Here is a 12581-nt window from a genome sequence, read left to right on the forward strand (position 1 = left end):
GCAAAAGCACTAGCCCTTGTGCCTTTTCAAGAGCAGAAAAAATGAACGAGTTGGACTCTCTGGTCGAAAGCGCACAGCAGTTGTTTGCGCAAAGTGCCACCCCCGCCGAGCTAGAAAATGCCAAGGCCCAATTTTTAGGCAAGGCTGGGCGCATCACCGAGCTGATGAAGGGCATGGCACAGCTGTCCGTGGAAGAAAAGAAATCGCGTGGCGCAGCCATCAATGTGGCCAAGCAGGCGATTGAAGCCGCACTGACCGCTCGCCGCCAAGCTTTGGCCGATGCCGAGTTGCAAGTCCAGCTCAAAGCCGAGGCGTTGGATGTCAGCCTGCCCGGTCGCCAGCGCGGCATGGGAGGTTTGCACCCCGTCTCCCTGACCCAAGAGCGCATTGAGAGCATTTTTGGCTCGATGGGTTTTGATGTGGCCGAAGGCCCAGAAATTGAGGCCGACTGGTTCAACTTCACGGCGCTCAACACCCCTGAAGACCACCCCGCCCGCTCCATGCACGACACCTTCTATGTCGAAGGCGGTTCGGCCACAGCCCCCAATTTGTTGCGTACCCACACCAGCCCGGTGCAGGTGCGCCATGCCGTGCAGCACGTCAAGCAATACCGCAACCTGATTGATGCTGGTCAGTCTATGCCCGAAATCCGCGTGATTGTGCCGGGCCGTACCTACCGTGTGGACAGCGATGCCACCCACTCGCCCATGTTCCACCAATGCGAAGGCTTGTGGATTGGCGAGAACGTCAGTTTCAAAGACCTGAAAGTGGTCTTTACCGATTTTTGCCGTACCTTCTTCGAGAGCGATGATTTGGTGCTGCGTTTCCGGCCCAGCTTCTTCCCGTTCACCGAGCCCAGCGCCGAAATCGACATCCAGTTTCAAACCGGCCCCTTGGCCGGTCGCTGGCTCGAAGTGGCTGGTTCGGGCCAAGTGCATCCCAACGTGGTGCGTAACATGGGCCTCGACCCCGAAAAATACATCGGCTTTGCCTTTGGCATGGGCATGGACCGCCTGACCATGCTGCGCTACGGTGTGAACGATCTGCGCCTGTTCTTTGACGGCGATATCCGTTTCTTGTCGCAGTTCCAATAAAGCACAGCAAGCCCCCCGGCGCTCGCTGCCCGGCCCCTGAAGTATCCGAGTCTGACTATGCAATTCCCCGAATCTTGGTTGCGTGCCTTCTGCAACCCCCCACTCACCACGGCCCAATTGGCCGATACGCTGACTATGGCTGGTCTGGAAGTTGAAGAACTTCAGCCGGTGGCACCGCCGTTCACACGGATTGTGGTGGGGGAGATCAAAGAGGCTGTGCAACACCCGAATGCTGACCGCCTGCGCGTGTGCCAAGTGGATGCCGGACAGGGCGAGCTGCTCAATATCGTCTGCGGTGCGCCCAATGCCCGCGTCGGTATCAAAATCCCCTGCGCCTTGGTCGGTGCTGAGCTGCCGCCCGGCGCAGATGGCAAACCCTTCAGCATCAAGCTGGGTAAACTGCGGGGTGTAGAAAGCCAAGGCATGTTGTGCTCGGCCCGCGAGTTGCAAATCTCGGAAGACAGCGCCGGGCTGCTAGAGCTGCCGCTGGATGCCCCAGTCGGCCAAGACATTCGCCAATACCTGAACTTGGACGATACCCTGCTCACGCTCAAGCTCACGCCCAATCTGGCCCACTGCCTGAGTGTGTATGGCATTGCGCGTGAACTCTCGGCCCTGACTGGCGCACCGCTGTTGCAACCCGAGTTCCCCGCCGTGCCGGTGGGCATCCAAGACAAGCTCCCGGTATCGGTGCAAGCGCCCGATTTGTGTGGTCGCTTCAGTGGCCGCATTGTGCGTAACGTGAACACCCGCGCTGCCACGCCGCAGTGGATGGTTGATCGACTGGCCCGTTGTGGTCAGCGCAGCGTTTCGCCGCTGGTGGATATCTCCAACTATGTGATGTTTGAGTTGGGCCGTCCCTCGCACATTTTTGATTTGGACAAAATCCACGGTGGCCTGCAAGTGCGTTGGGGCCAGCCGGGCGAACAGCTCAAGCTGCTCAACGGCAACACCGTGACGGTAGATGCCCAAGTGGGCGTGATTGCCGATGACCAGCAAGTTGAATCGCTGGCCGGTATCATGGGTGGCGATGCCACAGCGGTATCCGACGACGCGCGCCACATTTACATCGAGGCCGCTTTCTGGTGGCCCAAGGCAATTGCGGGCCGTTCGCGCCGTTATAACTTCTCTACCGATGCCGGGCACCGTTTTGAGCGGGGTGTCGATCCGGCCTACACCGTCGAGCATATCGAACGCATCACCCAATTGGTGATCGATATTTGCGGCACCCCCGACACCGTGGTCGGCCCTATCGATGACCAGCAAACCGCCCTGCCCGAGCGTAGCCCAGTCACGTTGCGCGTCGATCGCTGCGCCAAGGTGTTGGGTATGGCGGTTACGCAACAACAATGTGCTGATGCTCTGCGCGGCTTGGGCCTGCCGGTGCAAGAGGGTGATGGCGTGCTGACTGTCACACCGCCCTCCTACCGCTTCGACCTGACCATCGAAGAAGACCTGATCGAAGAAGTCGCCCGCATGGTGGGTTACAACCAGTTGCCCACCACGCCACCGTTAGCACCCATCACCGCCAAGCTGCGCGCCGAAAACCGCCGTAGCGCCTTTGCCGTGCGCCGCCAATTGGCCGCACTGGGCTACCAAGAAACCATCAATTTCAGTTTTGTCGATGAGCGTTGGGAGCGCGAGTTGGCAGGCAATGCCCAGCCGATCAAGTTGCTGAACCCGATTGCCAGCCAAATGGGCGTGATGCGCTCTTCGCTGTTGGGTTCGCTGTTGCAGGTGCTCAAATTCAACGTTGATCGCCGCGCCGAGCGTGTGCGCGTATTCGAGTTGGGCCGCGTGTTCTTGCGCGATGCCACAGTGCCCAACAGCGACAACACGGTGGCCGGTTTTGATCAGCCCATGCGGGTCGCAGGTCTGGCTTTTGGCCCCGCCGACAACCTGCAATGGGGCCGCAAAGAGCAAGCAGTGGACTTCTTCGACCTGAAAGGCGATGTCGAAGCCTTGCTGGCTCCTTTCAAGGCCCAATTTGAGCCGGCGACCCACCCGGCCATGCACCCCGGTCGCTGCGCCCGTGTGTTGTTGGATGGCAAGGCCATTGGTTTTGTGGGGGAGTTGCACCCACAATGGCGGCAATCGTGGGACTTGCCTCAAGCGCCTATCTTGTTCGAGTTGCAACTCGATGCCGTGTTGCAACGCAACGTGCCCCAGTTCAAAACCGTGCCTAAGCACCAGCCGGTGCAGCGCGATTTGGCCGTGGTGGTGGCCGAGCAGGTCAGCCATGCCCAGATCATGGCGGCGATTGAATCGGCAGTGGCGCCCGAAATGCTACGCCAAGCGGTGCTGTTCGATGTGTACCGTCCCAAGCCCGTCAAAGCGGGCGAAGCAGCGCCTGCTACTGGCTTGGCTGCCGGAGAAAAGAGCTTGGCGGTGCGCCTGACCTTGGGCAGTGGCGAGGCCACCCTGACCGATGCTGAGATCGAGGCCGCTGTGGCTGCTGTAGTGGCCCAGTTGGCAGGACAAACTGGCGCAAAGCTGCGGGTGTGATGGGCGCCGACCAGCGCACCACCCCGGTGCTAACCAAGGCCCAGCTCATTGAGCTGTTGCAGGAGGAGATTGTGCTGAACAAACGCGAAGCCCAAGAACTGGTCGATGCGTTTTTCAGCCTGATTGCTGAGCACCTGGTGGCGGGAGATGAGGTCAAGCTGCTGGGCTTTGGCAATTTTCAGGTGCGCGACAAACCCCCCCGCCCCGGCCGCAACCCGCGCACTGGAGAACCCGCACCTATTCGGGCGCGGCGCGTAGTCACCTTTCACGCCAGCAGCAAACTCAAGGAGCAGGTGCAAGCCTGTGCTTTGGTTTCTTGAGTTTTTGGCCGGTGTTCAGGAGCGTGGCAGTAGGCCACGCATCACGATACCCTCTTGGGCCGGTTGTGCTTGGGGCTGAAAAAAGCCCTCAAACCGCGCTACCTCTCGAAAGCCTGCCCCCATGTAGATGCGCCGGGCTGGCGTCCAAGTGGCATTGACCAGTAGCAGTGCCGAGTGCAGTTGGTTATAGACTTGGGCCATTGTTGTCAGGCAGCCCTGAAACAGCGGCAGGCCCAAGCTGCGCCCGCGCAGGGCTGGATCGAGCACCATCGAGGCGATATACAGTGTGTTGCCATGCACAGGATCGTGGCGCTCCAGAATGTCGTGTCCTAGCGCAAAGTGGTCAGCCTGCAGGGCGTTGTCGTTTGTTTCTGGCCAGATTTCACAGAAAACGCAACCAATGTTTTCCCCCTCATAGAAGGCCATCAGAGAGCCTTCGGGAAAGACCTCTACGCGCTGGGCATAAACATGCCGTGCTTCCCAATGTCCGGGATCGAAGCCTGTGACCTCTAGTGCCATGATGCGATCGAGATCGGCCAAAGTGGCGGCTCTGAACGTTAATTTTGTCATTAGCGAGGGGCCAACATAATGATTGCCATCCCTGCAATGGCTACCAATGCACCCAGCAAATCCCAAAATGTGGGTTGGATGCCATCTACGGCCCAAAGCCATAAAACGGCCACAAAAATGTAGACGCCACCGTAGGCTGCATACACCCGTCCAGAGGCTGTGGGGTGCAAGGAAAGGAGCCATGCAAAGGCCGCCAAACTGATGGCCCCCGGAACAAGCCACCAAATGCTCTTGCCTTGGTTGAGCCACAGGCTTGGGAAGTAGCAGCCGAAGATTTCTGCCACTGCAGTGACTAGGAAAAGGCCAACGGTCTTCAGTTCTGAAGGCATGGGGCGTCGTTCTTCAAAGTGGATAGGCGCCAGAGTGCGCCATCATGGCACTGGGGAGGTACTGTTCCGTTGGCAGCCATATCGCGGCACATGGTGTGCTAGAAATACAAAAGGCTTGCTACTCAATGGATAGTAGCAAGCCTTGGTATTGCTTGGCGGAGAGGGAGGGATTCGAACCCTCGGTAGGGTCGCCCCTACGCCTGATTTCGAGTCAGGTACATTCGACCACTCTGCCACCTCTCCTGTGTGCCGAAGCGGGCATTGTAGCAGTAGTTTGCTGAGGCCGAAAGAGAAGGGCGCTGGAGACGATCAGTCGAGGTAGGTGAGCTCCGCCGTAACCAGCCGTCCCTGCCGGGCCGTGATGCGGCAGATATGCCGCGAGAACGGTGACATTCCGGTAAAGGTGGCATAGAGCAGCGCATCGCCTTGTTCACGCTGGAACCAGCGTGTTTGGCGCGGTTGGGCTCCTTGCAAGATAGCTTCTTCTGCCAAGTGCGTGCTGTCCATTCCTGGAGTGAGTGGCCGACAAAATGCCTGCGCCCGCTGCTCGGCCTGGTGTTCGGCATACGTAGCGTAGGCCAGTAACAGCACCAAGGTGGTAAGCAGCACCAGTATGGTTTTGCCTACCCTCCAGCACCAGCGTTGCCAACGGTTGTTGGGCATGGCGCATTACTTTCCAGCAGGGTGAGACAGGGCCACCTGTACCTGTGCATTGGGGTACTCCCCAAACATTTCAGGGGCATACATGGCTTCTGCCCGGCTGGGAGGCAAGGCAAAGACCCCGGCATTGTTCAGGCGCACGGTGTATTCCATCTTCATGGTGCCTTTGGGTAGATATTGGTAGTAGCTGCGGAAGGCTTCAAAGCTGCGCTCCTCAAATGCGGGCCAGCCCACGCCGCTGCGTTTTTCGCCTTGGGTGGCCAATTCGGAATCACGCCCCAGGCCGCTGCCCAAAATGGTGGCTCCGCCGGGAATCGGATCGGTGATGACCACCCATGTCATATCGGCGCTGGCAGTCACTTCCAGCGTGATGCGTAGCACATCGCCCCTGGTGTATTGGCCGGGGGGCAGGTGTTTGTTGGCCTGCTCAATAGGCGTGATGGTTTTTTGCAGGCCGTAGCCTGATGCAAATGGGGCTTTGCGTTGGATGGCCGCCACCGATTGCAGCGTCAGCCACGGTTTGCCACTGCCTTGGTGGGTAACGTCCAGCGGTGCTTTGTCACCCGGCTTGGCCCAAGGCAGGAACATACTGTTGCCACGCAACATACCGGGGGCAGCAGGGGCACCAAACCATACGCTCTGATGCGCCGCGCCACTGGCATCTGCTGGCTGAATGCGTTCGACTTTGGCCCAATCCACCAGTGCGGTGTTGTTGCTCAGTGTGGCACGGGTGGTACCAGCCACCGGGATCGCCTCAAATTTTTGCGAGAAACGCTCTAAGGCCAAGCCGCCCCAGAGGTTGGCAGTGGTGGTGTGCCAAGCACCGTTTTGTTGGCGCTGAATAAAGCCGTTGGCTAAGCGGCCCATGTCGTCTTTCCAACTGGGATCGTCCATCACGGCCAGCATCAGCCGGGCCGTGTTGGCATCCCCGTTTTGCATCAGCCACCACCAGTAGTCGTCTTGCTCGGTGCTGAACAGTAGTTTGGTGCCTTGGTAGCTCAGGCGGCCCCGCACAATTTGCATGGCTTCTTGCAGCCGCTTATCCCGCTCGGGCGCATCGCTGACGCGTTGCAGCACATTGATCCAGTCCAGCACGGCGTGGGTAGGCCATTGGTTGGGGGCGATGGTGATGCTGGTCAGCATTTTGGGTGTAGCCTTACCGTAGCGCGATAGCGCCTCGATGGCCGCTAGCTTGCGCATGTCCAGGTCTTTGCGGGGGCTCCAGAAGTTGCGTTCAATGCGCCCTTCCACAAAGGCGATCAGGCCACGCTCCATGGGTGCGCGGGCGTCGTCGGGCAGAGCAAAGGCGGGGTTGATGCGGGCGGCCTCGTGGGTGGCTGCCAGCAGGTAAGCTGTCAGGGTGTCGCTGCCGTGGTTGGCCTCGCTGCTGTGTGGTGGGAAGTAGTTGGCCAGCCCGTCGCTGTCGAGGTAGGTGGGCAGTTGTGCCACCACGGTTTGCCAGAGTTTGGTATCGCGCAGGCCAATCGATTTGCTGGTTTTTTGTTCTAGGCAGGCAAACGGGTAGTTGGCCCACCAGTCGCGCACACCGGGCAAGCCCTCGGCCAACTTGGGTTGCAGTGCCATTTTCAGGCCACCGCGGCCGGGCAGCGCCTCTGCTGGGGGGCTAACGGGCAGGTTGTAGCTGCCATCGATTTGCACCAAGGTAGCCTGCTGCACCGACAAGGGCACCGCTGGCACGATGCGCTGGCGGGCCTTGAGGGCATCGCGGGCGCCGCTGCGGCTGTCTTTGGCCTCTATCTCCCACAAAATGGCCTCAATGCGGGTTTGGCCCAGTGGGGCTGGGGCTTTCACGTCCCAGGCCACTTCGCGGGCTTCTCCGGCTGCAATCTCCACCGTTTGCGGCTTGAGGTCGATCAAAGTGGCACGGGGGCTGACTTCTACCTGCATGGCCGCTTTGGTGGTGTTGCGCAGCGTGATTTGGGCGCGGAACAGGTCGTCTTCGCGCACCAGTGGCGGCAGGCCGCTGATGATCTGCAAGTCTTGTGTGGTGCGGATGCTGGTGCTGCCTGTGCCAAACAAGCCGGTAGCAGCATCAGCCACGGCCACAACTTTGAAGCTGGTCAGGGCATCATTGAGTGGCACCGTGACTTTGGCTTGGCCGTTGGCATCGAGCTGCACGGTGGGGTTCCAGAGCAGCAGGGTATCGAGCAGTTCACGCGTGGGGTTGCGGCCTCCGCCCCCGCCTGCAGGCACGGCTTTGCGGCCATAGTGGCGTCGGCCAATGATTTCCATCTGTGCCGTAGACGTAGCCACGCCCCAACTGCGCCGTTGCAGCATGGCTTCCAGCAGGTTCCAACTGTGGTTGGGCATCAGCTCTAACAGGGCTTGATCAACGGCAGCCAACGCCACCTCGGCATGGGCTGCAGGCTGGCCGTTGGGCAACTTGGCTGTGATGGTAATTTGTGCCTTGCCGCGCACGGGGTAGCTGTCTTTGTCGGCAGCCACCTTCACATCGAGTTGGTGGGCTTTGGTGCCCACTTTGATTTCGGTCACGCCCAAACGGAATGCTGGTTTGCTCAAATCGACCAGCGCGGTGGGGGCGACATATTCGCGGCCCTCGTACCAGAAGGCTGTCCACCATTGGCGTGGGGCTTTGTAACCCCAGCTAAAAAAGCTGTACCAAGGCACTTCGTGCAAGCGACCCCGCAGCGCCAAGACGCTGACATAGACGTTGGGCCCCCAGCCCTCTTGCACTTTGAGGCTGACCGTGGGATCTTGACCATTGAGTTCTACCACTTGGGTGTCCAAAATGCCTTCGCGTTCTATGCTGACCAGCGCCGTGGCAAAACGGAAGGGCATCCGCACTTGAAAGCGGGCGGTCTCGCCGGGCTGGTAGGTTTTCTTTTCGGGCAGCAGGTCAATACGGTCGTGGTTTTCACCCCCAAACCACACTTCGCCTTGGCGTGTTACCCAAACAGAGGCAGCGGCCTCGAAGGTGTTGCCGTTGCTATCGCGGGCGCTGGCGGTCAGTTCGATCTCGCCAGCGTCAGTCACTTGGGTTTGGCACAGCAGCAGACCACGGGCATCGCTCTTGCCGCTACAGACGGTGCCCAAGTCTTTGGTGCTGGTTTGGCTGTCGTAACTGTAAAACCCGCCCACCATGCGCTTGCGGTTAGTGGTGGTGATGCGCACATTGGCCTGCACTTGCAGGGGCACATCGGCAGCAGGCTTGCCTTCGGGGGTTAATGCCAGCACTTGGAATTGGGCCTTTTGGCTGGTCGATACCCAGCCCTCGGTTTTGACGCCCACCACCACGGCAGCAGGCCACAGGGTATGGGTGCTGCGCAGGGTTTGCACTTCGCCGTTGGGGTCGGCATAGGTGGCTTCGAGCACCAAATCTTGGGCTTGGGATGAGCGTGGCAACTTGTCCAGGGTGATCTGGCCGCTGCCTTCGCGGTTGAGCGTCAGGGGCAGCTTGTCGGCCACAATACGGCTGTCTTGGCTGGCGCTGTCTTCCTCCTCGCCGTTGCTGTGGCTGGCTTGGCGCTGGCGGGGGGGGCGGAAGCTGAAGCCCTCGTAATCGGCAAACTCCAAGCCTTTGCGGCGCACTTGGGCCGAGACCCGCACGGGCAGATTGGCCGCACCACCACCGGCCACATAGTTGATTTGCACGTTGGTGGGCACAGAGCGCACACTGACCAATGGTTTCTTCTCGGCGGGGCCAATGCGGCCTTCAAAGACGGGCAAGCGGAACTCTTCTACCCGAAACTGGCCTGAGCTGAAAGTTTGTTCACCTGCTTGGCTGCTGTGTAGTTCTACGGTGTACAGCCCCAACTTGGCAGCGGGTGGGATGGCAAAGCTGTTGTACGCACTGCGCCCACCAGTGGCGGTTTTGCGCCAAGCCAGTGGCTGGGTAAATTGTTGGCCGCTGCCGCTGTGCGTGATCACCAATGTGTCAGGCAATTGTGCTGGGAGGCCAAAGCCTTTGCCGGTTTCGGTGCGAATCAGGTGCTTCATCGACACGGTTTCACCAGCGCGCAGTAGGGTGCGGTCAAAAACGGTGTGGGCACGCTCATCGGGTTGGATGCTGCTGCTGGTGGGCAGGTCAAAGCGCCAAGGCTCAATTCCGCGCTGCCATTCACTCCACGTAAAGGCCATGTCTTGCACGCCATCACTCCCTTGGCTGCGGGCGCTGACAAAATAGCCATGCGTACCGCCATGTGAGTCGTTGCAGTGGGAGGGCTCGGGATTGAGTTGGCCCAACAAGGCTCGCCCTTGGTCGTCGGTGGTGGCACTGGCCAGCAACCGGCCGTGGCAGTCAGAGACCTGCACTTTGGCCCCTGCCACTGCTTTGCCTTTGTCTAGGGTGGTAACCCATGCCAAGGCATTTTCGCGGCCTAGCTTGAAATGCACGCCCAAGTTGGTCACCAGTGCCGAGGTGCGCACGACCATGGTACGGTTGGCACCATGACGCTCGTCGAGCAGCGAGGCTCCCAGCCTGGGTGAGGCAATCTCCACCACATGAAAGCCCGGTGTGAGTGGAATACCCACCACCTCAAAGGGGCGCGGGTCGCCCTTGGCGGGCTGGGGCAGCTCCAGTGTTTGCACGCCTGCCTGCCCCGCCAACAACGACAGCATCCGCGACTGCACATAGGCTTTGTCATCGGGGTTGATCACTTGTGGCAGTGGGCCTTTCACATCTTGGCGGGCTTGGCTGCGATCGACGATAAAACTATCGTAGTGCTGCACCTTGCGGTACCAACGGATGATGTCGGCATCGCTGCCGGGTTGCAAAGTGCTGACCTTGCCTTGGGGGGCTGCACCCGTCTGCAAGCCTTGGATGTGCAACTGGGCCTCCACATTGCGCAGCGTCACGGGCAGCAGCGCCGGGCCGTTGGGGCCTTCGGCAAAACGCTCCACAATGCCAAAAGGGGCGGCGGCAAACTTGGCCAGTGGTGGCCTACCTGCTGTAGCCACTTGCAGCGGAAAACTGGCGGCATTGACCAAAGAGCGGCCCGCCGCATCGGCAAAATGCTTCGGAAGCTCTATCGTAAAACGGGTTTCTTCTGCCAGTGGTGGCGCAAATTGCACTTGCTCCACCAACTCATCTTCTGTCGCTTGCGGCGCTATGGTTTCGTCTTTGGATTTGAGGCGAATGGCGCTGGCCAGCTTGGCGGGCACAGGGGCGTTGAACGACAGCGACATCGGGCGAATGGGCAAGCAAGCGGCTTGGGCGTTTTCGCGCTCGCAGTGGAACTCGGCTTGAAACGGTGCTCGTACCGTGAAGCCAAAGCGTTTTTCTATGCGGTTGGCAATGCCGCTGGGGGTGCTCACGCCCTGCCCCCAAACCAGTTGTACTTTGGAGGAGGGCGTCAGGCGTCGGTTGCAGGCCAATGTGACGACCGACAGTGCATCTGTGCTGGCCTGCTGGCGCAGGCCGTGGGCATCAAGTAGGCTACTGCGCTCCTTGCCATCGATCAGTCGCACGGGCACCCGCTCGCCCAGTCCTTCGGCGGTACACCAGACATTGGCCTGCACACTGGCCGCAGTGGCGGGGCCATTGAGTTGCAGAATGAAGAACTGCTCCTCGTCAATCGGTTGCCAGCTGGAGGGCCAGACCTGTTGCACAAAAGGCCCGCCGGTATTGAACTGGTAGCGGGTCGTACCGCTCAAGGCGGTGCTGGTGGGCGATTGAAAACCCGGTTTGCCCTGCACAGTGCAGCGCAGGCCGGGGGGCAAGTCGCGGGCAAAGTCAAATACCCATTCTCGTTCGCTAGTCCAGCGGCCCGTGCCTTGGCTTGCTTGGGCATCACTGCAACGCACCTCCAATGGCGCTGGCGCCTGCGGATCGCCAAAGCGCACTGCAGCCCCATCAAATTTGGCTACCACTTGGCGCACGCGGGCCACTTCGCCTTGGGGCGACAGGCTGGTGATTTGCAGCGCCTGTGCGCCCAGAGACGTCAGGAGCAGGCTGGTGGCTAACAAGAGCTTTGAGAATGTCAAGGTGTTTCTCCACGCCGTGGTGGGCATAAAAAACGGCCTGTATGAAGACAGGCCGTTTCAGCGGGGCGTCAGGGCCAAGGCACAGCATACTCCTGTGCGCTCTTGGCTACGGGTTTTGTTTTATCGGGGCTGAAACCCGCTTTTCTGGATGATCTGTGCCCACGCTTGGCTATAAGCGCGCTCGCGGGTTGCCAATTGTTCGCTGCTCATATAACCCACGGTCAGGCCCATATCGGTCAGTTGTTTGTGTACGTCGGGCAAGGCCAGCACCTTGGCTATCGCTGCCGATAGGCGTTGTATCTCGGCAACTGGTGTGCCCTTGGGGGCATAAATGCCATAAAACGGCAGTTCCTCAAACCCCTTTAGGCCCAGCTCATCAAAGGTAGGTACATCTGGCATGGCGGCTTGGCGCTGGGCACCCAGCACGCCCACTACACGCACTTTGCCCGCTTTGTGGTTTTCAATGAAGTCGGGTACAGAACCTACACCAGCGGCAATCTGGTTGCCCAACATGTCGGCCAGCATGGGCGCGCTGCCCCTGTAGGGTGCAGAGATCAGATCAAGCTGGTACTTTTGGCCGATGAGTTTGACCAAGAACTCGGGGGTGGAAGCAGGCGCTGGAATGCCGACGGCCCCTTTGCCTGCACCTTGGGTTTTGATCCATTCCACATACTCTTTGAAGCCCTTGGCGGGGGTTGCCCCAGAGACAGCAAAGGCATTGACGAAGGTGGCAAACCCTGCCACCGGCACAAAATCCTGTGCGGGCTGGTAGCCTGGGTTCTTGACTACCAAGGGCAGGATAGAGATGGTGTGATCGTGCGACAAAAACAGCGTGGTGCCATCAGCGGGGGCTGCCTTGAGCGTTTGTGCTGCAATTTGCCCGCCTGCGCCTGGGCGGTTGTCCACCACCACCGAAGTGCCCAGTGGCTCCTTGAGCTTGTCAGCCAATAGCCGGGCAATCATGTCGGAGCCGCCCCCAGCTGGAAAACCCACCAGAATATGCACGGGCTTGGCCGTTTGTGCCAAGGCGGCAGCGCCTGCGGTGCAGGTCACTGCCAGAGCAGCGGTGCGCAAAATACGGGTCAAAAAATGGCGGCGCAAGGCAGGCATGGGCTGGTGCTCCAGAAATCAATAAAAAG

At 59.9% G+C, this 12581-nt stretch carries 8 protein-coding genes and 1 tRNA gene; 3 read left to right on the forward strand and 6 right to left on the reverse strand.

Going from position 1 to position 12581, the window contains the following annotated elements:
• The first annotated feature begins 41 nt into the window (after window positions 1-41).
• The 3 genes from pheS to ACFO6X_RS02410 are packed head-to-tail and all read left to right on the forward strand — an operon-like array spanning window position 42 to window position 3919.
• Window positions 42-1094 (forward strand): phenylalanine--tRNA ligase subunit alpha, encoded by a 1053-nt coding sequence (gene pheS, locus ACFO6X_RS02400; RefSeq protein WP_382429671.1) that lies wholly within the window; start codon window positions 42-44, stop codon window positions 1092-1094.
• A 57-nt stretch (window positions 1095-1151) separates the two neighbouring features.
• Entirely contained in the window at window positions 1152-3599 is a 2448-nt protein-coding gene (gene pheT, locus ACFO6X_RS02405) for a phenylalanine--tRNA ligase subunit beta (protein ID WP_382429672.1), read from the forward strand.
• Window positions 3599-3919: an integration host factor subunit alpha gene (locus ACFO6X_RS02410; protein WP_382429673.1), complete on the forward strand. Its 321-nt coding sequence runs from the start codon at window positions 3599-3601 to the stop codon at window positions 3917-3919. Before pheT ends, ACFO6X_RS02410 begins: the two co-directional genes overlap by 1 nt.
• Window positions 3920-3934: 15 nt before the next feature.
• On the opposite strand, the gene ACFO6X_RS02415 is transcribed toward ACFO6X_RS02410, so the two are convergent.
• From ACFO6X_RS02415 to ACFO6X_RS02440, 6 genes are all read right to left on the reverse strand, one after another.
• The gene (locus ACFO6X_RS02415; protein WP_382429674.1) at window positions 3935-4459 is read right to left on the reverse strand and encodes a GNAT family N-acetyltransferase; all 525 of its coding nucleotides are present in this window, start codon (window positions 4457-4459) and stop codon (window positions 3935-3937) included.
• A 29-nt stretch (window positions 4460-4488) separates the two neighbouring features.
• Window positions 4489-4818, reverse strand: a complete 330-nt coding sequence (locus tag ACFO6X_RS02420) for a YnfA family protein (RefSeq protein WP_382429675.1) — start codon at window positions 4816-4818, stop codon at window positions 4489-4491.
• Between the two features lie 153 nt (window positions 4819-4971).
• Window positions 4972-5061 (reverse strand) — tRNA-Ser (locus ACFO6X_RS02425).
• Between the two features lie 66 nt (window positions 5062-5127).
• Window positions 5128-5481: a hypothetical protein gene (locus tag ACFO6X_RS02430; protein WP_382429677.1), complete on the reverse strand. Its 354-nt coding sequence runs from the start codon at window positions 5479-5481 to the stop codon at window positions 5128-5130.
• Window positions 5482-5487: 6 nt separating this feature from the next.
• On the reverse strand, window positions 5488-11469 hold the full coding sequence (locus ACFO6X_RS02435) for an alpha-2-macroglobulin family protein (protein WP_382429679.1): 5982 nt from the start codon (window positions 11467-11469) through the stop codon (window positions 5488-5490).
• A gap of 93 nt (window positions 11470-11562) precedes the next feature.
• On the reverse strand, window positions 11563-12552 hold the full coding sequence (locus tag ACFO6X_RS02440) for a Bug family tripartite tricarboxylate transporter substrate binding protein (RefSeq protein ID WP_382429681.1): 990 nt from the start codon (window positions 12550-12552) through the stop codon (window positions 11563-11565).
• Between the last annotated feature and the right edge of the window lie 29 nt (window positions 12553-12581).

It is taken from the genome of Giesbergeria sinuosa, from assembly GCF_042652905.1.
GTDB lineage: Bacteria > Pseudomonadota > Gammaproteobacteria > Burkholderiales > Burkholderiaceae_C > Simplicispira > Simplicispira sinuosa.

Bases quoted from the DNA above. Each gene is read 5' to 3' on its own strand.
- pheS (WP_382429671.1), top strand. From the start codon at position 42: ATGAACGAGTTGGACTCTCTGGTCGAAAGCGCACAGCAGTTGTTTGCG.
- pheT (WP_382429672.1), top strand. From the start codon at position 1,152: ATGCAATTCCCCGAATCTTGGTTGCGTGCCTTCTGCAACCCCCCACTC.
- ACFO6X_RS02410 (WP_382429673.1), top strand. From the start codon at position 3,599: ATGGGCGCCGACCAGCGCACCACCCCGGTGCTAACCAAGGCCCAGCTC.
- ACFO6X_RS02420 (WP_382429675.1), bottom strand. From the start codon at position 4,818: ATGCCTTCAGAACTGAAGACCGTTGGCCTTTTCCTAGTCACTGCAGTG.
- ACFO6X_RS02430 (WP_382429677.1), bottom strand. From the start codon at position 5,481: ATGCCCAACAACCGTTGGCAACGCTGGTGCTGGAGGGTAGGCAAAACC.
- ACFO6X_RS02435 (WP_382429679.1), bottom strand. From the start codon at position 11,469: ATGCCCACCACGGCGTGGAGAAACACCTTGACATTCTCAAAGCTCTTG.
- ACFO6X_RS02440 (WP_382429681.1), bottom strand. From the start codon at position 12,552: ATGCCTGCCTTGCGCCGCCATTTTTTGACCCGTATTTTGCGCACCGCT.